Raw genomic sequence first — 23,885 nt, 5'->3', positions numbered from 1 at the left:
AGTTCTATTTCCTGTTTACCCGAAAGGTTTGTGTTTCTGGAAAGTTTTCATACATAAAGGTTATCAAATTTCTTGAACTTAAGTTAAAATTTTGTTTTAAAATGGAGGCTCTTTTTTCTATGATATAATATGATTCTTTTTTAGATAAGCTATTAGCAACTTCAATACCTTTTCTGCTTAATGTAACTTTAATTATATTTTTTTCAAATTCAAGACTTACTAAGTCTTTCGCTACTAAAAGACTAATGAAACGTCGATATTCTACACTCCAAGGTTTGTAACTGTAGTACGCTGTATTTGCTTCTATGCTCTGACGTTCATAGTCCTTAATATCCGCTTTATTCGATGATGTCCCACGAGCGGGTAAAGCTCTCTCTAAATAGACAGGATAACGAAGAAAAAAGTCTAATTCTGCTAATTTGTCTAATCCATCAATTGCTATATTTTGTTTTTGTCCGGCAAAAGTTTTTAGTAAAATCAATATCCTTCCCAAATGCAACTCGTCATTAGTCTCAATATTAGCAACAATTAAAAACAGGGTCATTTACTTTTCTCCTCATTAATGTCAAATTCTTCGCTATTAATGTCAAATTCTTCACTCCACCATATTTTACACTCTTCAGTCAAAATTCCGGCCATTCCTAATAAATGCTCATACCTTAAACCAAATAATGAACAACCCTCTTTATTCTTATACACTAAATCCAGGCATTCTCTCACTTTATTTAACATTTTGTTACCAAATAACTCATTATTTATTCGTGTCAAATCATGGGCTTCTTGGCATTGATTACGAACAATGATTCTTATATGCTCATATTGCTCTTTGGTTTTGCGTTCTCCTTTTTTATAAAGCCAAGTCACCAACTGGTTTTCCATTGAACTTTTAAGATCTTTAATATTATCTATATTATTTGCTGATATTCCCCCAGCAGCCATTTTTAATTCTAATTTTTTCATTCCTTTTGGCATTTTTGAAAGTGGTATCGAATTGCCTGTAGAAAGGAGGAATTGGTCATTTTCAACTTCTCTAAGTAAGGCTAAAATAATTTCTTTTGTAATTTGCTTACCCTTAATAATTAACTTTGTTCGTTCTTCATTAGGATTAGCCAAAATGCTATAATAACCTTCTTTAGGCGAGTCGCATACAAGTGAAGCAGCATTTAAACATTTATCAATCAATGATTTTGTGATGCGATTAACTTGATCAATTCTTAAATCTTTAATGTTTGAGAATTGAGTTAATTTCCTCAATAGGGTGGCTTCTATATCATCTAGTCCTGGCGATTGGATCAGGGTTACTTTCTTTAAAAAGTTTATTAATGTTGAAGAATCGTATTCATTAGTTAAAATTTTATTTTCCTTTAAAAGATTATAAATTTTATCAATAAAAGAATTCAAGGCTGTAGGAATGTTTTTAAAATCTGTAGTTGCTCCCGCTAATTCTAGGATATAGTATAAATTGGCTCCATTTTTCTTGTCATGCCAGAATCCACAATTGGCTGCTAAAACATACCTTGAAAAGCTATTGCCAAACATACAATCATGCTCATAGAATCTTTTGATTGATTTTTGGATATCCTCATCATTAGCTTTGAATGGTTCTTTGCCATTAGCTCTCGTCTTAACTTGAATCCCTACAAAAGTTTTATCTTGTTTTTTTACTAAAATATCCTCGTGGTGTTCACAATATATTGAACAAATTTCAGAATCTTCAAGTAATGATAGAGACTGTATCGCAGCATACACAGCCTGATAACGAAAGCGTTTTTGTGTTTCATCTCCTGGGTCATTACTTAGTACATTTTCTGGTGTAACTTGTTGATTCATAAGTCGAGTTAAAACAATTTAATTTTGCTAGTAGAATTATAGATTTATGCGAACACATTGCTTTTAAAGCTTAATGTAATTAAATAATTACCTCCTACTCACCTAACTTTTAAGGTAAATGCTGATAAATGTGAGCTAATTATACAGAAATCATAGACTAACCCGCTTTCAGTAAAGCAATCGCCTTGTCCAAATCAAACTCTAGCAGTTCAAGTGATCGCACTCTACCCCTTCACCTTCTCACGCAACCGCCCATAAATCACATCTAACCAAATCGGTACTACAAACTTACCCTCAGCTCTAGCTGCTACTTGCTCCACATCGAACTCTACCAGCTTAGAATCTCCTGCCGGCGACTCCTTGACAAAAATTAACCGGTTTGGCTCCCGATCGCTCAAAGCCCCGGATACTTCTTCTGAAGATTTTTTAGAACTTCTCTCGCAACCTCAAACGTAAAACCTACTGACAGCCAATACTCTATCGTCGCCAATGCCACAAAATCTAGGGCTTGAGCGCAGGCAAAAACAAGCCCTCATCAATGGATTATTGACACCAGCCTGTAAAAATACTCAAAACATAGAGTCAAGCATTTCGGTAACGGCTTGTTGGTCGTGGCCCCGGTTTTTTCGTCTCAAAGCATTACCCCACAGCAGCCGAAGCAAAGCATAATCGTGCTTACCAAACAAATTTGTGCGATCGCGTTGTATGACGGTCAGCCGAGGAACGGACTAATTTTCTTCAGTCCCGTCTTGAACCAAGCGACGGATGCTCTGTGTATTCTACGCCCGCCATCCAGAGCTGGACTACCACGTTAAGAAATCCCCGAGCGATGCAGTAATGCAGTATTTGCGGCAAACTTTGTGGTATCGGGTCGAGTTTACCAAGATGAAGATAGAACGGCACGGCCAAGCCAAAATACTCACGCAACAGGAAATCGAGCTTTTGTTCAACAAAGGTTTGCAAACCGCTCGTGATCGCACGCTCTTCGGCGTCTGTCTCTATACCGCTTGTCGGATTGCCGAAGCTTGTTCCCTGATGGTCAAGGATATCTACACAAACTCTGGCACCGTCCGTTCTACAATTAACTTCCGCAAAGCCAACACCAAAGGAAAACTTCAAACCAGAACGATTCCGGTCATTGAAGACTTGCGAAGTCTCCTAATATCTTGGCGTTCTCACGCCGGCCAGACTTATTTATTCCCCGGCCGCCACCCGTCCCATCATTGGAAGCATCTGCACACCAACTCAGCGGATCAGATTTTGAGAGAAGCGTTCGAGCGAACCGGCATCGAGGGAGCCTCCACCCACAGCTTCCGTCGCACCGCCCTGACTCAGATGAGCAACGCCGGAATTCCGCTGCGGATTATTCAAGAAATCAGCGGCCACAGTAACCTCGAACAGTTGCAGCACTACTTAGAGGTGAAGCCGGATCAAGTCAAAGGAGCGATCGCCTCTTTATCGATGCTTTCCTACACGGGGAAACCTACATTTTCCCCTGTAGAGGATGAATTGTCTGCTGTGCCGTTACCAAGAGAGCAACTGTCACAACTGTCACAACCCGAAGCAGACTCGCTTGCCTGAAGAAATTCCTGATTGGTGACGATCGCTTGAACCTGCGCCTGAAGCTCTCAATCCTGAGCTGGTTACAATTGTTCGTCATTCAGACGATCTCGCGTAAAATAAGAGCTTGTACGAGGTGGTGCTGTTTGTTGCCGAAGACTAGAGAATCAATCAAGGACGTAGGAATTTAACGCGAAGATGCCAGCCTTCTACACCGAACTCGAAAAACGCCTTTGGGAAGCAGCAGACGAACTCAGAGCAAACTCTAAACTCAAGCCTTCGGAATATTCCGTACCCGTTCTCGGGTTGGTTTTTCTGCTGTACGCTGACTATAAGTTTGGCTTGGTTTCACAGCAAATTGCAGCGGGAAGTAGCAGGCGGCGCACGGTGGGTAAGACGGATTACCAGGCTCTCTTGGGCACTTTATTTGCCGGAAACTGCCCTTACCTTGATTATTTGATCGATCGCCCGGAAGCTACAGCTTGGAAAAACCGATTTTGCGGGAGCTGTTGAAAATCTTAAATCGGATTCCCCGAAAGAATATTACTGAGGATGCCTTTGGGGAAATTTATCAGTACCCGATCGAATCAAGTCGTTTAGTATAGCTTTGCCTCCTCCAGAAATTAGCAATAAATTTGAGATGATAACAGGTTCGTTGAGCAGAAAGATTGTTTTATTAAATCAAAAAAATACCAACCTTCGCCAAACCTCATATAATATAGATAGATTCCACGGACACACTCTACCAATTACCAACCCTCACTTGCATTAGAGTTATGGTTCAAACTAAACCGATTTCCAAAACCATCACCAGTTTGCTTAACCTGCGAGAAAGATTTAATCTTACTCCAACAAGCAACGCTCAATTTTCTCCAGAATTTACCCAAGACTTACCCGAACTCACAGACTCGGAAACAGCCACATTAGACCAAATCAGAAACCGATTTTTGCGCCATAGAGAACGCGGTTCCTTAGCCGAAGGAACCATCAATCACTTAGTCATTTCTCCCTTATTAACCTTAGCCAGCTTATACGACGAACCCTTCTTTGTCACCACAGAACCCGAAGTCGAACTCTTCCTAGAAGACAGAGACGAAATACTCAGAGGACGCATCGACACCCTAATTATTCAACAGCAACTCTGGGTATTAGTTGTAGAATCTAAATCAACTATAGCCTTTTCTGTTGCTCTACCCCAAGCCCTCACCTACTTGATGGCAAACCCCAACCCAGAACGCCCCGTTTATGGATTAATCACCAACGGTGACGAATTCCAATTTATTAAACTTTTAATCCAACCTAACCCGAACTACGATTTATCTAATATTTTCTCCCTGCTACTCCCCCATCGCAATCAACTTTATGACATTATGCGAATCCTCAAACAAATTAGACAAATAATGGTTCAAACCACTGTTGAATAATATTAAACTCAGTAGAGTAGATTTGATTTTTCATGAGTCAATCCAAAATCTCAAATCTCAAATCTCAAACTCTTTCGCTACAACAGCACCGTCCTCCTTTAAGCTTGAACGCGAGCGGCAATTATTAACTTTATCAACTAGCGCCATCGGATTATTAGTTACATTGTTAAGAGTAGCGACCTGCAATAAAAACTTCGTTGTATCGAACAGACGGCAGCGATGGGGCACATTGTAGAAAATTCACCGCTCGCCCCGATGCGGAACCAGCGATCGAGTGACCTGCGATCGCTTTCTCCCCCAAGGCAGAAGCCCTAACCCCTGGATTTGTTAGAATCGTCGGTCATGTGGAGCGGGTGCATCTACGAAAACCGGCTCAAAGGAGAATTGACAGACAATGTGGCTAAAATTTGGTGTTGCTCCCGACGGTAACTTGGCGAGCATTGATGAGGTTGTGCGCGGAAAAACTAACCTCGTTTGTCTCTACTGCGGTGGCGGATTGACAGCAAAAAAGGGTTCGGTGAAAGAACATCACTTCGCACACACAGAGGACACTTGCAAGCCCGTGTCACAGCGGATTAAAACTAAAGCTTTCCCATCGCTGCCCCTCTACGACAGCTTCAACATACAACTTAAGGGTGATGAACTAGAACAGTTGAAGGTGCTGTGGAAAGAGTACGGGGCCCAAAATTACGGCATTCCCAAAGACTTGATAAACTTTCGGTGGGAACTCAAAGGATTGCTAGAGTCGGAGGGCGATCGCTCTTATCAGTTTACCGACTTGGGTAAAATCCCCGTCGGCGCGCTTCCCCTGGCGTTGTTCAACAAAGTCCAAGAACCGCTGCTGCTGTCGGAGTTAATGAAGTTGGAAGGCTCTGTAGAGATTGCGGAAGCTGCGGGTTTATCTTGTTTGGAAGAACGGCGGGCTGATTTGCTGATTTATCGAGCGCAGCTTCGTCGGATTCTGGTGAACTCGCTCTACTTTCTGGAGGTAAAAGCGGACGGCCACTGCTTCTATAAGATTGGGGTGACAACTCGATCGATCGAGGAACGCATCGCCGAGGTGCAGCGGGATGTGAGGGCGCATTATTCGGATGTGGTTGTCAATTTGCTAGGACTTTGGGAACACCGGGGGAATGTGGAGCTGTACTTCAAACACCGATATCAACCCTTTAACTACCGGATTGGGAAACTGACGGAGTATTTTCAATTTCCGAATGTCAAGGCGGTGCTGAATGATTTGTACGGGATGGAACCCAAGGTTCTGTCGGCTGTTGAGTCGGATGCGATCGGCGGAGCGAGGTGAGGAATTGCGATCGTATTTTCCTTAAATTTGACTTGGTAGGTGTTTTACTCATCCACTTAGAGGACAACTACCTTGAAACTGAATAACGGCAGGTTCTTGATTGAAGGAGGATTTTCTTTGCCCGCGCAACTTCACAGAAATAACATGGCCCTTAATTAGACCAAGTTTCAATTCCAATATTCTTCAACAGTCCCGCTCATTTTTAAAGAATAAACTGCTACAAGACGTGCATGAGATAAAAACTTACTGGGCGGAATTTTCCGCTTTTTCCACACATCAGGAAAGATATTTTTCTTGAAATTGACAAGATGGTTATAAGATGCCTCAACCCAAGAATCTATTTCCGACAGATTGTTTTCTTTATGAATAGAAGAGGTTTCGTTAAGTAACAAAAGACGAGCGCGTAACTTAGCCATTTGATCGGCACTGTAGCCATTTAAATTGATTTCCATACTGCTGCTTCTTTGTGAGCTACGAACTCGACTTAAAGTAAGGATAAAAATTGTTTTGCCTTTAAGAGATTTAGGTCAAACACTCTCTATATGAGGGGCGAGTGTTTGACCCTTGCTGTGGGTCGGGGGGATGTTTGTGCAGAGTGAGAAATTTGTGAAGGCGCATCAAGGCGGCTGGATGATATTTCCATCTATGGGCAAAAGAGCAACGAGACGACCTACAAGCTGTCCTGTTCAAAGTCTAGTTGGATTTTTAAAGCAGCAGGCATGATTTAAGCTTTACGCGCCGTTCTCTATTTTACGTTTTTTTAGGTAGAGCTATTTAAAATACCTAATTTAATGTAAATTGGGGCTAGTAATCGCATTATTTCTGGAAGTTTTTGTGAAAAATAAACTGTTCCTAAAATACAAGCTATCCCAGAAATAGCTAATGTTTTAGTTACTCCAATATGACTAGCTAATGCTCCAGCAAATAAATTCCCTAAAGGGAGCATACCCAAAAATGCCATTGCGTATATACTCATCACTCTACTGCGTTTATCATCTTCAACAATTGTTTGTAACAAGGTGTTGCTAGATGTGAATTGCATAATAAAGCCAAAGCCAACTATTAACATCATTAGCAAAGATAAACTCAGGATTCGAGACAAGGAAAAGCCAATTAAACCAAATCCCATAACTGCTGGAGAATAAGCAATAAAATTACCTAATCCGATGACGCTTTTACGACTCATTAAATAAACTCCACCTATTAAAGATCCAACTCCTGCTGCTGACATCAAAAAGCCGAGCGTTTGTGGCCCTCCCTGAAGCACTTCAGTTGCAAAAATCGGTACTAAAACTGTATACTGCATTCCCATAAAGCTAACCAATGCTAGTAGCATGATTATTGCTTTAATAGGCGGGAAATTGAACGTATATGCAAATCCTTCTTTAAAGCTTTTCCAGGGATGACTATGATTAGTTACGAGTTTTCTAGGCTTAAGCTCCATAGCTAGTAATGCTGCTATTGCAGCTATATAACTAAGACCATCAATTAAAAAACAAGCGCCAGAACCAACAGCAGCAATAACTAAACCTGCAATAGCTGGCCCAATTAATCGCGCCCCATTGAACATAGAAGAATTGAGTGCGATCGCATTTGCTAAATTTTCTTTTTTCTCAACTACTTCCATGATAAAAACTTGCCGGGCCGGTACATCAAATGCACTTATACTCCCTTGGACTAAACTTAAAAATATTAGATGCCAAATATTAATCAATCCTGTTAGCGTCAGAAATGCTAGTGATAAAGATTGAATCATCGACAATACTTGAGTTGCCAATAATATACGGTGTCGATCCCATCTCTCAGCCAACACGCCTGCTATTGGTAGTAAAACCAAGCTGGGGATTTGGCTAGTAAACCCAACAACCCCTAGTAACCAAGGCGAATTACTCAAATGATAAACCAGCCAAATAGTAGCAACTTGTGTCATCCAAGTTCCTACTAAAGAAAGACCTTGCCCGCAAAAAAATAGGCGACAATTTCTCGATGTTAATGCTGGAATATTTGGAATTATTCTCATCTTTGTTACCCTCAATTTAGACAAATTGTTTTATTTTTTAAGACAAAAACATTGTGATATTTTCAACTCTTTCTGATGGTTAAAAATAAGAAGTAAATTCCTAATTTTTGCAAGAAGACGTTCATTTATCCGGCGTAAAATTAGGAGGTGTGATCAACGTCAAATTGCCTTTTGTGTAAACAATTAAGTAGCTCCACCTAATTAAATATAAAACGTTCGACATTATTGCTGAATACAGGTATGAATTAAAGATTTCGGAAGGGCTATAAGCCAAGTAGGGTGAGTTTTGTAACTTCAAGCCAAAAGTTGATTCATACGCCAGAATCAGCAACGCCAAACGTTCAACTGGGTAACAAGCATGATTAGCTCTGTTTTCAACCCCAGCTACAATCGCCATTGCTAGGTCATATCCAACGCCACCCTTTTTTTTGAGGATATGTCACACTTGCTCCTATCCTTGTTTAATCTTGCGTTCGCTTGCTGGTCTTTGGCTAATCTGTGCAGTGCCATTGCTCGTTCTTTTACTCTTCTGGCTATTCCTTTGGCACTGCTTAATTCTCTTAGTGTTCGGTCTTGTTCAAAGTCTAGTTGGATTCTTAAAGCAGAGGGCATTTTTTGCAACAGAACCATCTACACAGACCTACTTTAGACAGACTTTCAACTTTTCAGCGAGAACTGAGACATGAGGTGGTTGATTCATGGTGATGTGATTACCAGAAACTTGGTGAATTTCTATCCCTTCAAACGCCAAATCTATCCAAGCTCGTTCTGGATGATGAGGAAGAGTATCATCCCGTTCGCGAGCGCGGAAGAAAACAATTCGACCTGGATAAACTTTAGGGATATAGCTAAGCATGGAGCGAACGTTAACTTTAAAGATATGGAGCAAATGGCGAAACTGCTTTAGGTCAGACTCCGAAAACCGTTGATGAGCGTTTCTTATTGTTAAGAACTTCCTTATCTGTTCGTCTGGTTCGAGTTGATGAATGTCATCCAAGGAAACTGAACCATCTCCCAGCATATTGATAAAATAAGCAAGGATTTGGGCATCTGTCTCTACTTTATGCCCGTCTGGTAATTGACCAGGCCCGGGTGTATCGAGCATAGCTAGTAATGCTACAACTTCCTGTTGCTGGTGTAGTTGTTGGGCGATCTCGAACCCAACCATCCCTCCAAAAGAAGCACCACCTATGTAATAAGGCCCTGTTGGCTGAATCAAACGCATTGCTTCAATATATTGAGTGGCCATTGCTTCAATCTCAGTCAATGGTTCGGCTTTTCCATCTATCCCTTGGGCTTGCAATCCATAAACAGGTTGCTCAGTTCCTAAATCTTGAGCCAAATAGCGATAGAAATAAACGTGACCGCCTACTGGATGTATCAAAAATAGAGGGGGCTTTAGGCTATTTCCCTTTTGAATTTCAACCAAACAGGAAGGAAGATTTGGTTTTTGAGAGAGACTAACTTTAAGAGTTCCAGAAGTGGAAGGATTTGCTTCAATTAACTCAGCCAATTCGGCAATAGTCGGTTGACTTAATAAACTATTGGGCGATAGTTCAATTAGCAAAGCATCTTGTAACTTGGAAATTAGCTGAAGTGCTAGTAAAGAATCTCCTCCCAACTCAAAAAAGTTGTCGTATATTCCCACTTGTCGGAGTTTGAAAAATTGTTGCCATATTTCAGCAATTTTTTGTTCAGTCTGATTGCGAGGAGGTACATAACTTTTTCGCATCTCGGGACTGAAGTATTCCTCTTCGGTCGTCGATGGTGTTATTTCAGACTTGGGCAAAGCCAATACCTTCTCAACAGGCTTGGCGGTTAATCCTGAAAGCTTGGATGGTGGAGCGATCCAGTAACGTTGCCGTTCAAAGGGATAGGTAGGTAAGGGAACGCGGCCAGGTTGCTGCGGGCGATAAAATTCCGACCAATTTATTTCTACACCTGCCAGCCAAAGCCGACTCAAAGTGGTGAGCAAAACTTCTACATCTGCTTGGTGTTCTTGAGGATGGCGCGTTGAAGTTAGTACAATCTGTTCTGTAGACTTGTGTGAATGCTGTTTGGCTAATGTGCTTAGCGATCGCCCTGGTCCTATTTCTAGCAGAATTTGTTCGGGTTTTTGGAAAAGTTGTTGCAACCCTTCAGCAAAGCGTACCGTACTTCGCAAGTGTTTCGCCCAGTAATAGGGGTCAGTGGCTTGTTCGGCTGCAATCCAAGTGCCGGTGACATTGGAAATGTAGGGAAATTGTGGCGGCTGAAGGTTAACCTTTTCCATCAATTGCGTGAAGGGCTTTAAGATAGGTTCCATCATCTGAGAGTGAAACGCATGGGATGTCTGCAAGCGACGATACCCGATACCTTTGGAACTCAACTTGTTTTGTAAGGTATCTATAGCTTCGATCGATCCCGAAACCACGCAATTAGACGGTCCGTTAATTAAAGCCACTTCTAGAGGCGCTTCCAAGAGGAGTTGCAAGTCTGCTTCTGGAAGTGGAACGGCAAGCATTGCGCCTGCGGGCATTTGCTGCATCAATTTTCCCCGCATCGCTACGAGAGCTAATGCGTCTTCGAGGGAGAAAACACCAGCCAGACACGCGGCTACATATTCACCAATGCTATGCCCGATCGCACAAGTAGGATACACTCCCCACTCCATCCATAGGGTTGCTAGGGCGTACTCAATGACAAATAGAGCGGGCTGTGCAATTGCCGTTTGTTTCAGTTGCTCGGTTGCGGCTTCGATATCCGCTTCCCTGGGATAGAGGACATCGCGCAAGTCCAACTGTAAGTGAGGTTTGAGCAATTCGCAACACAGATTGACTTGTTGGCGAAATATGGATTCAACCTCATAAAGTTCCCTCGTCATATGCACATACTGGGAACCCTGTCCGGAAAACATGAAGGCGACAGGACGAGTTTTGGATTCGTAAACGTTGGTAAACACTCGTTGGCTGTCGAGAGTAGTTAGAGATGCGATCGCATCTTGAAGATATTGACAAACAACAACCCGCCGATGATTAAAAGCCTTACGCCCCTTACTGAGGGTATAAGCGACATCAGCCAAATTAAGTTCAAGATGTTGCTTTAAATATTCCGCTAAATTGGCAGTGGCTTTATCGAGTGCCGTACTGGTTCTTGCAGATAAGACCAACAACTGGCACTTTCTCCCCGGTGCATCTGCTTTCTCTCGGGCCTGTAATGGCGATTCTTCCAAAACTACATGGACATTGGTACCGCCAATACCAAAAGAACTAACTCCAGCACGACGGGGAATGTCATTTGTTTCCCATGCCATTAGCTTGGTATTAACATAGAAAGGACTGTTAGCGAACTCAATCTGAGGATTGGGTTGCTCAAAATGCAAGCTGGGGGGTAGCAATTTGTGTTTCAGCGCGAGGGCAGCTTTAATCAAACCTGTTACGCCGGCAGCAGTATCCAAATGTCCGACATTGGTTTTCACCGAACCAATCGCGCAAAAACCCTTTTTCTGAGTCTGGCTGCGGAAAGCCGTTGTCAGCGCCGCAATTTCGATGGGATCGCCGAGTGGGGTGCCAGTGCCGTGCGACTCGATATAACTGATAGCTTCGGGTTCAACTCCTGCTGTCGCAAGTGCGGCGGCGATAACCGCTGCTTGCCCTTCCACGCTGGGGGCAGTATAGCCAACTTTTAAGGAACCATCGTTATTGATAGCAGAGCCTTTGATAACGGCATAAATGTGATCGCCTGAAGCAATGGCATTGTTTAATCGTTTCAAAACCACAACGCCCGCGCCATTCCCGCGAACAGTTCCCTGCGCCTTCGCATCAAAAGCGCGGCAATGACCGTCGGGAGACAAAATCATTCCTTGTTGATACAGATAGCCAGCCTCTTGCGGGAGTTTGAGAGAAACGCCGCCAGCTAAAGCCATGTCGCATTCGCCGTTGAGCAAACTAGAGCAGGCTACATGCACTGCAACTAATGAAGTTGAACAGGCCGTTTGTACGTTGATAGCAGGACCTTTGAGGTTGAGTTTGTAAGCTACCCGCGTGGACAGAAAATCTTTCTCATTACTAATCGTTATTTGGTAAGAGGAGGCTGGGTCGGCCCACTCGATATGGGGAGCTAGATTCTTAAGCAGATAATTGTTCATACCTGCTCCGGCATAAACTCCAATTTTCCCGGAGTATGTAGCCGTGTCATATCCCGCATCTTCAATAGCTTCCCACGCGCACTCTAACAACAGGCGGTGTTGGGGGTCTGTCACTTCGGCTTCTCTGGGACTAAATCCAAAGAAGGAAGCGTCAAACATCTCCGAATCTGGCACAAAGCCGCTTGCTTTGACGTAATTAGGCTGCCCCAGCATAGCCTGGTTCACTCCCAAAGAGAGCAGTTCATCGTTAGAGAAGAAGGAAATCGACTCGACACCATTTTGCAGATTTTGCCAAAATTCATCGATGTTTTTAGCGCCAGGAAAACGACCCGCCATGCCGATAATCGCTATAGCTGTCTCATCTGTTCTTTTACGGAGCAGATTTATCTGGGTGCGTGAAGGGCTGGAGGCTAAATCAATTTTTTGACCAGACTCCTGGCTGAATAATTTAGCTAAAGATTGGATGGTTGGATATTGGAACAGGTCAACGATGGACAGCTTTTGTTCCAATATTTTTGATAATTTGTTGTGAACCTGAACTAGCAGTAAAGAATGACCGCCCAGATCGAAGAAATTATCGTGAATGCCTACTGTATCTAATTGAAGTATCTCTTGCCAAACCGTGGCCAGAATTTTTTCGAGTTCGGTTTTGGGCTTGCTATCGTCGGCGAGCGGGGCTTTGGGTAGCGCTTGGGGAATAGGTAGGGCACGATGATCGACTTTGCCGTTCGGCGTGAGTGGAAAAGCTTTCATTAACACGAAAGCGGATGGCACCATGTAGTTGGGCAACTTCTTCTGAAGGTAATCCCGAAAGTTTTGATTCGCTGTCCGCTGCAAAGATTGCCACAATCCTTGGCTTTCCAGAAGATAATCTATCCCTCGATCGATTAGAGCTTGTTCTGTAGGGTCAAGATGTAAGGCAATCCCAGCTTGTTGCTCTTGGCACCACTTCACCGTTCCTTGTAGATAAATGGCTTCCGAAGCTCCAGGTAAAAGCAGGCGCAAACAAATAGGCTTGCCTGGGCTAAATGCGGGAGGGGTTCCCCCTAGCTTAACGCCGGTCTGGGAGATATCCTGAGTCCGAAGTAGGAATTTATCGTTGTCAATTTCTACCACGCACTCGCTCTCGTAAAGAAGGCGTTCGGGGATAAGCTTGGAGATAATATACCCTACCAAACGCTTGTCGCCCGGTCGGTCTTCTTGTGCTATTACTAAGCATTGCTCAACATCGGGATGTTCCTCTAAAACAACCTGGATTTCGTCTAGTTCAATGCGGAACCCACGAATCTTTAATTGGCGATCGGTACGACCAAGATACTCAATGTTCCCGTCTGCAAGGTAGCGGGCTAAGTCTCCGGTTTTGTAGATCCGCTCTCCCTGTTTGCTGTGAAAAGGATTGCTAATAAACCTTTCGGAAGTTAAATCGGGTCTGTTCGCATAACCCCGCGCTAAACCGACACCGCCTATATATAACTCTCCAGACACGCCAATAGGAACAGGTTGCAAGTGGGCATCCAGCACGTAAACTTGGGTGTTAGCAATTGGACGACCAATAGTTATGGGTTGGCTGCCATCAGTTAATTCAGCAGCGGTGGCACAAACCGTTGTTTCTGTTGGCCCGTAGGCGTTAAAGAAGCGACGACCTGGTGCCCAGCGAGTCACTAGATCGATAGAGCAAGCTTCCCCCGCAACAAGAATTGTCCGTAGCGAAGGCAAATCCTCTAAAGGTAATAATTTCAGGACTGCTGGAGGAAGCATGATAGTCGTGATAGCGGCATCCTGCAATAGTTGAATCAAACCCTCTCCTGGAAGTAAAGATTCTTTTTTTGCTAAAACTAATGCCGCCCCTGCTACCAGCGTCTTTACAATCGCCCATATAGAACCATCGAAGCCAAAGGAAAAGAATTGCAGCACCCGACTATCTGGCTGTATGTCAAGTTCTATCTGCAAGGCTTTAGTAGCTTGGTTACACAACCCTTGGTGTTGGATTAACACGCCTTTTGGTTGGCCTGTCGAGCCGGAAGTATAGATAACGTAAGCTAGATTGTGAGGATGTACGCTAATAGTTAGATTTCGCTGACTTGGTCGGGAAATTTCTTCCCAATCTGTATCCAAGCAAACTGTAAGCCCCTGATAATCGGAACATTGGTCAACTAATTTTTTCTGAGTTACGAGCACTGATACTTGCGAGTCTGACACTATATAAGCCAGACGTTCTTGGGGATAATCTGGGTCTAATGGTACATAAGCCCCACCAGCTTTAAAAATTCCCAGAATCCCTACGATCATCTCGATAGAAGGCTCGACGCATAGGCCCACCAATACTTCCGGACCTACTCCTAAAGTTTGCAGGTACTGTGCTAATTGATTGGCACGACAATTTAACTCCCTGTAGGTAAGCTGCTGTTCTTCAAATACAACTGCTACAGCATCAGGAGTTCGCTCCACTTGGGCTTCAAATATCTGATGGATACACTTGTTTTCGGGATAGTCTATCTGGGTGTTATTCCACTCCACCAGTAGCTGATGCCGTTCCGACTCAGTAAGTAGTGGCAATTTAGAAACGGGATATTCTGGGTTGGCGACAATTCCTGCTAGTAAAGTTTGTAAATGCCCTATCATTCGGTGAACGGTTGCTGCTTCAAACAGATCGCTACTGTATTCCCATTCCCCGGATATTCCTGTCTCAGTCTCCTTGAGTGACAGGGTTAAATCGAATTTAGCTGTGTTATTTTTGGGTTTTACAGCAGTTAAAGTGAGATTTGGGAATTCCAGCTTCTCTGGCGGGGTGTTTTGTAGGACAAACATTACCTGGAAGATAGGAGTGTAGCTAGCAGATCGTTCAGGCTGCAATACCTCTACTAACCGTTCAAACGGAAAATCCTGATGAGCGTGAGCATCCAGGGTAATCTGCCGTACCTGAGCAAGCAAATCTGCGAAAGTGGGATTTTCTTGCCCCTGAATTCGCAGTGCTAGGGTGTTTACAAAGAAGCCAATCAGCGGCTCTATTTCGCTGCGGAAACGGTTAGCAATGGGAGAGCCAATAACAATATCTGACTGCCCACTGTAGCGGTGTAATAAAGTGAAAAAAGCGGCCAGGAGTGTCATAAATAGAGTCACCCCTGATTTTTGGCTAAAAGTCTTTAGCTTTTGCGTTAGCTGGGCACTCAAGTTAAAGGACTCCGTAGCCCCTCGAAAAGTCTGTATGCTAGGGCGCGATCGATCTGTTGGTAGTTCTAATAAGGGCGGTGCCCCCGCTAGCTGTTGTTTCCAGTAAATCAGTTGAGTTTCTAGCAATTCTCCAGTGAACCACTGTCGCTGCCAGCAGGCAAAGTCAGCGTACTGGATGGGGAGTTCTGGTAAAGGCGAAGCTTCACCTTGAAAGAATGCCTGATATAAGATACCCAACTCCCGGAAAAATACTACCCACGACCAACCATCGCCAATAATATGATGCATCGTTATTAGCAGTACGTGGGATTGTTCTGCTAGTTGGAGCCGAGTAACGCGCAGTAGGGGACCGTTGACTAGATCGAAAGGTTGGTGGGCTTCGTAGTTAGCCAACCGCTGCACCTCCGCTGCCTGTTCTGCTTCTAGTAAATGCTGCAAGTCCACCATTGGAACAGTTACAGCCAAACTAGCCGCGATGACTTGCATGGGAGCGCCATTGACGCTGCGGAAAGTGGTACGCAGAATTTCATGACGACGCACGATTTCTGTCAAACTTTTCTCTAGAGCGACTACGTTGAGATACCCTACCAAATGTAGTAGTCTATGCATACTGTAAGTAGCACTTCTCTCTACAAATTGCTCAAAAAACCACATTCGCTGCTGGGGAAAGGAAAGTAGCAATTCTGTGGAGCGGGATGCTGGTTCGATAGTGGTTACTGACAATCCAGGTTCAGCTTGGTGAAGAGCTTCTATCCGAGAGCTTAACTCAGCAATTGTAGGTGATTCAAAAAATAAATTTAGGGTCAACAGCACACCCAAAGCTTTCTGTGTAAGAACAATGATTTGGGTTGCGTTTAAAGAATCTCCTCCTGCTTCAAAAAAGTTGTGTTTTCTGCCGACTTCTACCCCTAAAACTTGGCTCCATATAGCTGACAATACTTCTTCAGTTGGAGTGGATGGCGGGATATATTTGGTGCTGTATAGATCGGAATCAGGATGCATACTGATGTACCTTGGTAAAATCAAATTGGAACAATGATGAATGAGGGGGTCACCGTGCCGAAAGAGAAAAATTGTACGTTAAGGAATTAGTATTAAATCCCAAGTCCTGAAAATACGTTAATTTAACCCTGCTATTAAGCTCAATTCCATTAACTCTTGCAATTATTCGGGCAATTGCGGGTGATAATAGGCAGAAAAAATGCTGAGAATTAGTGCCCGTTTTTGTTCCAGAGAAATAAACGTGGAAAACTCATTGTCTTCGCTGATGGCTTCCAGCATTCGATCGACTAAACCACCGACGGGGCTAGTCATCGCAGCATGAAAACGTGGATTTTGCCACAACAAAGCTGCCAGCTTTGTAGAACCTGAGCGAGGTAGTCCAGATATGAAGTGAACTTTTACTAACCTCGCGTTGCAATGGGTTTGTATAACTGACATTTGAACTAACTATATCATACAAATGGCATATTTTTTGTATCCGCTCAATAATTCGGGGCGGACTACTCACTCAGGAACGATTTTGCGTCATTTGAAGTACATCGTTGAGCGATTTACCCCGGATTATTGAGCAGATACTATTTTTTTTATATTAATTTTTTTATTTAAAAATATTTTGGAACACAACATCAAGGTTTACTTTTGCTATCTGTATCAGGGCTTGGAGCCTCTGCCTGCCAGAAAAGTCAGATCTTGGCCATAAGTACAGAATTACTTTGGAAATTTAACAGCAGATGTCGGCGGCTGAACGCGGATTAAGCTACAGCTTGTTTCAATGTGCCTATATTTGTGAGTAAATACCATAACTCCAATGATGAGTACCAAATTTGCTCAAGTTCATGCTTGAGCAAAACCAGCAAGAAGCCCGACTTGTAATGAGCTAGCTAGTGTCGGGCAGTTGAGTAATATCAAATAAAACTCAGTAAATAAATAACTATCCTAGCTATAGCAATCCTAAATGGGTCGTAAATATTTTACCCCACCAAAAACCGCGGGGAGAGAGTAAGAAATTCACAAATAATTTAGGATTGCTATATATTTGTGAAGGAGTTAGTTGGGAAAGCCGAGCGAAAAACCACTTGAACCCGCAGTGAATTCAGTAACGCTTTCAAGGCTGGCTTCCAGTAAATGCAGTCGATGTGCACTTCGCGAGCAGAATACCCGATCGTGAGCCCAGGCATTGAAATCCCTCAGTCCTCCGTTCCACCCACTTCTGTGGGAATAAAGACGCGGGCGAGTGCGGAGCGACCGCGGGGCGCTTTTACCGTCATCAGAAATTCTTGGGAAAACCGCTGCTGCCAGGAACGCGAAGGTTTGATAGTGCTGAACTCACGTATCTAGCAACTCCTGTAAAATCTGTTCTACTGTTATTTTCAACGGAGGTAAATTATTATTCTGTACGATCGCCCAAACTAGGTTTAGCGACACTCGGAAATATTCATGGACTACCAGATTCCTAAACGCTACGATTTGCGCCCACGGCACTTGGGGATATCGACCTCTCAACTCGGACGATAACGCATTTGTTGCTTCTCCAATAATTTACAGGTGATGAACAACCCAAATTTGAATCAGTTCTTGGCTGTCAAATTCCTGCCTGCCAAGGCTAGCATATCGTTCAATTGCAGCTATTGCATCTAATATATCTTGCAGCCGTTCCGCTTCTCGCCTCATAGTGGTACAGCTTCCTGCAAAACGCGCTCGCGAATCCGTTCTTTGAGCATATCGACTGTGGCGATATCGACCTTGCGATTGAGTAGTTGTTCCAAATCAAGCAATAGCCCACCTGGAAACCAAGGCGTGATTTTTTCTAAATCGTAATCCACTAACAAATCAATATCGCTTTCTGGGGTCGCTTCGCCCCGCGCTACTGAACCGAATACGCGCACGTTGTAGGCTCCGTGCTTTTGGGCAATGGCGAGAATTTGCGATCGCTGATAATACAGTAATTCTTGAATGCCTAATCCTGTTTTTTTCATCAAGCCCTCCTCAAGTGGGGTCATTGCTCGTTAATCAGCGAAAGTAGCATAAATCTGTAAGCATTCAAAGCCAAGCTATTAAATATTGTAGAGTATTGTAGTATGCTCTCATAAGCTTTCAGAGTTAACAGGAATTCATCTGGGAATGCAAATTGAACCCTACGACCCTCACCACCAAGATGGCTGTTATTCGTCTTTCGCGGAGAGCATGGGCTCCGGTCTTTGATTCGATTCAGAAGGCGATGAACGCGCTCTGTTTACCAAGCATTCTATCCCAATCATTGGCGTGTGAGCCAGCAAAAAGCTGTCGAGGATGTGTGTGCTGCGGAAGACACGAATGTATGGGTTGCGATCGATGCCGGTTCTACTGTGGGCTTTGTAGCCGTGAAACTACACTCAGAGGACAGCATGGGTGAAATCTACATGGTTGCCGTCGATCCAGAATTTCAAGGTCGCGGCATGGGTAGCGCTCTGATAGAATTTGCTCTGGCTTGGATGAAAGACACTGGGATGTCTATTGCGATGGTTGAGACTGGAGGCGATCCTGGTCATGCTTCAGCCCGTCACACCTATGAAAAGGTGGGCTTCGAGCTATTCCCAGTCGCCAGATACTTCAAGAAGCTCGCTTGTGCAGATGTTAAGTCTCAAGGTTTACTTGGTTCTATAGCTAGTCAATCGCGATCGCCCGTTCATTCTTGTAAATCGCTGTTTAGAATCCATCTCTAGTACAGTTTTGGCTCAATTAGTGTTTGTTTAGGTAATGGTACAACCAAATACGATAAGAGCATGGAATCTAATGATAGAGGAACATATGCGGACAGACTTGCAACAACGGCAATGGATTTGTGATCTAGAAGATGTTAATTTGGTACCACAAGGAGCTTCATTTGTTAGCTTGTGGAAACAGTATACAAATGGCGTTGCTATTACGCTCTCTATTCACTCTGAGGACGGTCAGTTTGCGTTATATCGAGATGTCGGTCATGCGGCATCTGGAACAAAAAGAACTAATTGCGGTACATTTTCAACCGCAGATGCTGCGGTACATCAACTGATTCAAGAGTGCTATAGCTGGGATAATACGTGGGGAATGGAATAGCATCAAGGTATTTGAGGTATGAGAATGTGAGCTATCTTAGTTTGTAGCTCGCGCTCGCATTCTATCCTTGCAATTTAATGCGAGCGCCCGATCTTGTAGGTTGGGTTGAAGGATGAAACCCGATATTCATTACTGCTTCTCAATCTCAACCCCGGTGCGAGCGTCCAATCGAGCCATGTTTGGTTTCACCTTACCCTGATTCACAAGCAAGGACGTGGCAAGCTCAACTAAACCTAGGGCAATAGGCAATTGCACTTGAGGATATGCGGAAAAATTCAGCCTTTCCTCCAGAAAATACTTAATATACGGAACAATTCTACCTATCCACTAAATTTAAAATGATATACAGAACGATTCTGACTATCCATCTAGTTCTGGTGGATACGTAGAATTGTTCAGCCTAATAATATTTAGACACTCGGAGAGAGCAGATGGATAAGCCCAGCATTCACGGTAGTTGCCTTTGCGGAACTGTGACCTTTGAAGTGAACCCACCGTTCCAGAAAATGGCTCATTGCCACTGCTCGCGGTGTCGCAAAGGCACGGGTACAGGCCACGCCACAAATCTAACCGTTGAGCCGAGCCAGTTCCGATGGCTTTCAGGGGAGGAAGGCATCACACGTTATGACCTTCCCACGGCTCGTAGCTTCAGCAAATGGTTTTGCAGTCATTGCGGGTGCCCGCTCCCGCGTCTAACGCGCAGCGGCCTAATTGTGGTTGTTCCAGCCGGGTCGCTGGATACAGCACCGCCTATGGCTCCGACAGATCGCATTTTCTGGGCATCGAGAGCGCCGTGGAGTTGTGCTAGCGGAGGACTTCCAACCCATGCCGAGTATCCAGAGTCATGGTAGAGCAAGAACGTGCCTAAAAAGATCCTCCAGCCGTCGGCCCAGCAAGTGCGTTAGAGCGCTATTTATGCGACATGAACTACAGGTTGCAATCAAAATAAAAGCCGATCGTTGGAGGTTCTAATTGGAACTGAAGAGAGATTGCAGGTACGACTAATGCTTGGAAAGTAAAGTGTACCGCATCCTATCCTTCAACTTAATGCTGTAGAGAGGAAAGTTTTAGAACTGCCTACTAAAACACAATCAAATCGTCTGCCAATTTGAAGCATTTGAGTTTTTTCACTTTGGAGGCACGGAATGCTGGGAATTTAGGCTGCAAACAATCAGAGGGGATTGTTGTGAAATCTCGAAGACTGCAATCAGTTCCGCGATCGCCACCAACACCTCAATTTTTGGGAAACTAAACCTAGACCAAAACCCCACACCCCCGCCATGCCCAAACTCCATGAGTGCGATCGATGCCTTTTGTACGCCCGCAACCCGTACCTCATCTGTGCAGTTCATCCCACGGGCCCCACCACCGACACTTGCCTTGACTTTCGAGAAGACCCCAACGCCGAACCCGATGAACTGTGGGAACCCGAAGGAGCGAGCTACTACAGCGGCGAACTTATCCTGCAACCGAGGCAGCGGTGGACGCCAGAGCAGCAGCTAGAGCTGTTGGATACCCACCCGCTGTTTACCGGTCGGTGTCCCGAATGCGAAATGACTTATCCCAAATACGAAATCCCCCCGGTGCATTGGGATTGTTTGGAGTGCGGATGGATGGATGATTCGGTTTGATCGGTTTGAGGCGATCGTTCATAGTGATTGGGCGATCGTTAGTTTTATTGGCTACAGTGCAATGAAAAGTTAGTCGGGGAAATTGCTTTTGCTGTCAGTTCTCTGGTTCGTCAGACAGAATTGACGAGGGTAGCGACTTCTGCGCGTTCTTTGGTGGTGGCGGCGGGTATTCTGTTGACGACGTTGGGTATTGGTGCTTTGATGGGATGGATAGGTTTACTTTGGTCGCAAAAAGGATTTGCGCCCGGGAAAACGGTTCATTTTACTCAGGAGCCGGCGGAGGCTTTGCGGTAGGCGACTAACGGTGAGGGGAAGTTTGCTCGGAATTTGATGAAGTGGAATTCGGATAGTTTGATTAATTTAGAGTGTAAAAAGGATGTTCGGCGTTTGGGGTGATTCTGGAGGTGCCAGGAAAGCCAGCTACGTTGGGATTTTTTACTATTTGGATGGGAACCTTCAGAGCAGCGTATGTTTAAGGATAGACGCTAAGAGAGTAAGAGAATACGCGCTAAACGATTTTAAAAATTCTAATGATGAGATCGAAAATATGGGAGTTCCACTAAAGTCAAATATCTTTAAGCAAGGCACAAGTGGACAGAAATACTTTGCTCGTTTTCCAATTCAAGTTGCCGTCCTGTTTTCTCCTAATGATCTTAGATTTGTTGAAGCCTTTAGAGAAATTTTTCTTAATCTCGATCAATTAACAGGTGATGACGTTGCCTTTTTTGCTGTACTCGATCCACCCGAAGACTGGATAGATGCTGCCAGCAATTGGGAGTGGTGGCGAGAATATCAAGGACACATAGGTCAGGCAGGTTTTTCTTACGACGACCGTGTACTCATAGCGGAGATTGCAAGACTATTCGGAATCGCCTGGAGTTCTTTACCATCTATTGTTGTGGGAACAAACTTATGGACAGGGGAGCGTGTTATATTTCCTACATCGGTGTGCAATCTAGAGCGACAACTTGAAGCCCTAACTCGACTGGCAAGAGAATGGGGACAGCCAAATATCGATCATATTTATCAAACTTTAAGTGATTTGATTGGTGTTGAAGCAGAGTATCATCCTCCAAGCGAGGGACTACGTGATCGGTTTAGCCAATTTTACGAGGTGCTTGGTACTCCACGGGGCAGTGATAAATTTGATGTCAGGGAATATAGTCGTATTGTCCATAAAGAGTTAGAGTTAGTTGCCAATATCCTTGACCAACTCCGTCAAATGAGAAGGGATGAAGAGTTATCCTTGGCAATTTCCGCAATCGATCAGATTCTAGAAGACGTGACGGGGAGGCTAGTAGCTCCAGCAACCGTGGCCATGCAAGTCTTGAGAAACTTCTTGGAAGCTGAACGTGATATTCCATTTACAGAATTGCTCGACGAAGAGTCTGTGGTAATGCTCAAGACAGCGTTAAGAGTTGGTAGCTTCTTGGAACTGGACATAGATCGATTTAGCGACTTCCTAAATCCAACTCAACTTTCAACTCAGCGTCCGAGCCAAGTTCCGGTGAATGCTCCAAAAAAGAGACACTTTAATTCGGTAGATTTTACACCCGGCGCGCAGGGTGCCTGGAAAGCATTTGAACTTGAAATTAATTTGTCAGTCATCCAAGCTGCTCGTGCTGCGTCTAATGTAACTATGCCTGAATTTTTTGCGCGATACGATCCAAACTTAAGGGTAAGGGGAAGAGTTGATACTGGTAAAGGAAATCATAAGGATATCAATCAACGCGATCGGCACTATCCGCGAGTAGTGAGACATCGTTTTCTTCCGTTGGGAGATGCTTTATATGTCATTAAGGCAATGCCAACTCATTCTCCAGATTTTTTTGACACAGTTGTATCACGCTGTTTACAGAAACCTCTACCTTCTCATGTCTTCGATGCCTGGAAACGTATTAATCGAATTCGGAATCAGGCTTCGCATACTGAACCATTAAGCCATAAAGACTATCAACTGGTTTTAGAAGATGCTCTTTCTCCAGATATTCTGCGTACTTTAATGCAGATAAAACAGTCCCTATCCACTTAAAAAACCATTAAATAATTTAGGATAAGGGGAAAAGGTCTACCTCTAGCAGTATCCTGACGGCCATATAAGTACAGAGCAACGGCGAAGAAGGACGCTTTTCCTGCGAATACTAGGGAGTACGATGGTTACACAGGTACTGATCGCACCTGTATCCCCAAGTGCGATCGCCATTACGGAATGCTTGCTTTCCATACACTATGCGATCGCATATCCAGTATGCTCTCGGACTTGGGGAGGATGAAAGGCGAGGACAATACAATCTCTAGGTACTCCAGCAGCGACAAATTCATTTGTGATGCTATCTTCAATCCCATCATAGTAGCAGCAACCATCCATCATTTGAACTACAACTGGTAAAATCGGGGATTAACCCATCAGAAGCCCGCATCAAAACCAATTTCATCGCCCTAATGCGCCAAAAACCTGAGACTCCCGAACAATGGGCTACTTTAACCGAAGCATGGAAAGTAGCTTGCGAGTATGAGCCCACCGTTGAAGATTTTCGCTTATTGGCAGAAATTTTGTGGGAGAATCAAGACAGCGTTGAAGTTGACATTGACCTCACATTCCGTACCCTCTACTGTCACAATCGGTTTTTTAGGAATTTTTAGAACCAACCAAGTTACCTTTTAGACAACGTACAAGAAAATTATTTGGGCGATCGCCAGTCAAAAATGCTCAAAGACCCGCTATACAGGCGGAAGAAATTCT

20 protein-coding genes and 2 pseudogenes are annotated in these 23,885 nt (G+C 44.0%); 11 read left to right on the top strand and 11 right to left on the bottom strand.

Features of this window, described 5'->3' with window-relative positions; genetic code table 11:
• Positions 1 to 4: 4 nt before the first annotated feature.
• From QUA20_RS02725 to QUA20_RS02715, 3 genes are all read right to left on the bottom strand, one after another.
• A complete protein-coding gene (locus QUA20_RS02725) occupies positions 5 to 544 on the bottom strand; it encodes a hypothetical protein (RefSeq protein WP_333185177.1) in 540 nt (179 codons plus the stop codon).
• On the bottom strand, positions 541 to 1,830 hold the full coding sequence (locus QUA20_RS02720) for a dsDNA nuclease domain-containing protein (RefSeq protein ID WP_333185175.1): 1,290 nt from the start codon (positions 1,828 to 1,830) through the stop codon (positions 541 to 543). Before QUA20_RS02720 ends, QUA20_RS02725 begins: the two co-directional genes overlap by 4 nt.
• A gap of 224 nt (positions 1,831 to 2,054) precedes the next feature.
• Entirely contained in the window at positions 2,055 to 2,228 is a 174-nt protein-coding gene (locus QUA20_RS02715) for a hypothetical protein (RefSeq protein ID WP_333185174.1), read from the bottom strand.
• A gap of 367 nt (positions 2,229 to 2,595) precedes the next feature.
• Here QUA20_RS02715 and QUA20_RS02710 point away from each other — a divergent pair, with 367 nt between their 5' ends.
• The 4 genes from QUA20_RS02710 to QUA20_RS02695 all read left to right on the top strand — a co-directional run bounded on the left by QUA20_RS02710 (position 2,596) and on the right by QUA20_RS02695 (position 6,117).
• The gene (locus QUA20_RS02710) at positions 2,596 to 3,411 is read left to right on the top strand and encodes a tyrosine-type recombinase/integrase (RefSeq protein ID WP_333185172.1); all 816 of its coding nucleotides are present in this window, start codon (positions 2,596 to 2,598) and stop codon (positions 3,409 to 3,411) included.
• 177 nt (positions 3,412 to 3,588) lie between these two features.
• Positions 3,589 to 3,903: a type I restriction-modification system subunit M N-terminal domain-containing protein gene (locus QUA20_RS02705; RefSeq protein ID WP_333185170.1), complete on the top strand. Its 315-nt coding sequence runs from the start codon at positions 3,589 to 3,591 to the stop codon at positions 3,901 to 3,903.
• A gap of 263 nt (positions 3,904 to 4,166) precedes the next feature.
• Positions 4,167 to 4,814 (top strand): type I restriction endonuclease subunit R, encoded by a 648-nt coding sequence (locus tag QUA20_RS02700; RefSeq protein ID WP_333185168.1) that lies wholly within the window; start codon positions 4,167 to 4,169, stop codon positions 4,812 to 4,814.
• 394 nt (positions 4,815 to 5,208) lie between these two features.
• On the top strand, positions 5,209 to 6,117 hold the full coding sequence (locus QUA20_RS02695) for a GIY-YIG nuclease family protein (protein WP_333185166.1): 909 nt from the start codon (positions 5,209 to 5,211) through the stop codon (positions 6,115 to 6,117).
• A gap of 167 nt (positions 6,118 to 6,284) precedes the next feature.
• On the opposite strand, the gene QUA20_RS02690 is transcribed toward QUA20_RS02695, so the two are convergent.
• From QUA20_RS02690 to QUA20_RS02660, 7 genes are all read right to left on the bottom strand, one after another.
• Complete coding sequence (locus QUA20_RS02690; RefSeq protein ID WP_333185164.1) at positions 6,285 to 6,569, bottom strand: hypothetical protein; 285 nt, start codon at positions 6,567 to 6,569, stop codon at positions 6,285 to 6,287.
• 308 nt (positions 6,570 to 6,877) lie between these two features.
• The gene (locus QUA20_RS02685) at positions 6,878 to 8,137 is read right to left on the bottom strand and encodes an MFS transporter (protein ID WP_333185162.1); all 1,260 of its coding nucleotides are present in this window, start codon (positions 8,135 to 8,137) and stop codon (positions 6,878 to 6,880) included.
• Positions 8,138 to 8,777: 640 nt separating this feature from the next.
• A complete protein-coding gene (locus QUA20_RS02680; protein WP_333185160.1) occupies positions 8,778 to 16,436 on the bottom strand; it encodes a non-ribosomal peptide synthetase/type I polyketide synthase in 7,659 nt (2,552 codons plus the stop codon).
• A gap of 162 nt (positions 16,437 to 16,598) precedes the next feature.
• The gene (locus QUA20_RS02675; protein ID WP_333185159.1) at positions 16,599 to 16,874 is read right to left on the bottom strand and encodes a hypothetical protein; all 276 of its coding nucleotides are present in this window, start codon (positions 16,872 to 16,874) and stop codon (positions 16,599 to 16,601) included.
• Between the two features lie 888 nt (positions 16,875 to 17,762).
• On the bottom strand, positions 17,763 to 17,972 hold the full coding sequence (locus tag QUA20_RS02670) for a HepT-like ribonuclease domain-containing protein (protein WP_333185247.1): 210 nt from the start codon (positions 17,970 to 17,972) through the stop codon (positions 17,763 to 17,765).
• Between the two features lie 3 nt (positions 17,973 to 17,975).
• A complete protein-coding gene (locus QUA20_RS02665; protein ID WP_333185157.1) occupies positions 17,976 to 18,107 on the bottom strand; it encodes a nucleotidyltransferase in 132 nt (43 codons plus the stop codon).
• Complete coding sequence (locus tag QUA20_RS02660) at positions 18,104 to 18,412, bottom strand: nucleotidyltransferase domain-containing protein (protein ID WP_333185155.1); 309 nt, start codon at positions 18,410 to 18,412, stop codon at positions 18,104 to 18,106. Before QUA20_RS02660 ends, QUA20_RS02665 begins: the two co-directional genes overlap by 4 nt.
• Before the next feature lie 267 nt (positions 18,413 to 18,679).
• Between QUA20_RS02660 and QUA20_RS02655 the strand changes: the two are divergent.
• The 6 genes and pseudogenes from QUA20_RS02655 to QUA20_RS02630 all read left to right on the top strand — a co-directional run.
• Positions 18,680 to 19,138, top strand: a pseudogene (locus QUA20_RS02655) (GNAT family N-acetyltransferase); the annotation flags it as partial.
• Between the two features lie 139 nt (positions 19,139 to 19,277).
• Positions 19,278 to 19,511: a hypothetical protein gene (locus QUA20_RS02650; RefSeq protein WP_333185153.1), complete on the top strand. Its 234-nt coding sequence runs from the start codon at positions 19,278 to 19,280 to the stop codon at positions 19,509 to 19,511.
• A 431-nt stretch (positions 19,512 to 19,942) separates the two neighbouring features.
• Positions 19,943 to 20,362: a GFA family protein gene (locus QUA20_RS02645; RefSeq protein WP_333185151.1), complete on the top strand. Its 420-nt coding sequence runs from the start codon at positions 19,943 to 19,945 to the stop codon at positions 20,360 to 20,362.
• A 429-nt stretch (positions 20,363 to 20,791) separates the two neighbouring features.
• Positions 20,792 to 21,142 carry a hypothetical protein gene (locus tag QUA20_RS02640; protein WP_333185149.1) on the top strand — a complete coding sequence of 117 codons (351 nt, stop codon included), beginning with the start codon at positions 20,792 to 20,794 and terminating at the stop codon, positions 21,140 to 21,142.
• Positions 21,143 to 21,262: 120 nt separating this feature from the next.
• Positions 21,263 to 21,538, top strand: a pseudogene (locus tag QUA20_RS02635) (DUF6753 family protein).
• Positions 21,519 to 23,174 carry a hypothetical protein gene (locus QUA20_RS02630; protein ID WP_333185148.1) on the top strand — a complete coding sequence of 552 codons (1,656 nt, stop codon included), beginning with the start codon at positions 21,519 to 21,521 and terminating at the stop codon, positions 23,172 to 23,174. The pseudogene QUA20_RS02635 and the gene QUA20_RS02630 overlap by 20 nt, the downstream one beginning before the upstream one ends.
• 195 nt (positions 23,175 to 23,369) lie before the next feature.
• Here QUA20_RS02630 and QUA20_RS02625 read toward each other — a convergent pair whose 3' ends face one another.
• Complete coding sequence (locus QUA20_RS02625; RefSeq protein WP_445304635.1) at positions 23,370 to 23,513, bottom strand: element excision factor XisI family protein; 144 nt, start codon at positions 23,511 to 23,513, stop codon at positions 23,370 to 23,372.
• A gap of 71 nt (positions 23,514 to 23,584) precedes the next feature.
• Here QUA20_RS02625 and QUA20_RS02620 point away from each other — a divergent pair, with 71 nt between their 5' ends.
• Positions 23,585 to 23,785 (top strand): hypothetical protein, encoded by a 201-nt coding sequence (locus QUA20_RS02620; RefSeq protein ID WP_333185146.1) that lies wholly within the window; start codon positions 23,585 to 23,587, stop codon positions 23,783 to 23,785.
• The last annotated feature ends 100 nt before the right edge of the window (positions 23,786 to 23,885 follow it).

Origin of the sequence: Microcoleus sp. Pol7_A1 (assembly GCF_036701085.1) — a bacterium.
Taxonomy (GTDB): domain Bacteria; phylum Cyanobacteriota; class Cyanobacteriia; order Cyanobacteriales; family Microcoleaceae; genus Microcoleus; species Microcoleus asticus.
Note: the sequence above shows the minus strand (reverse complement) of the source record. Positions and strands in the feature narration are given on the sequence as shown.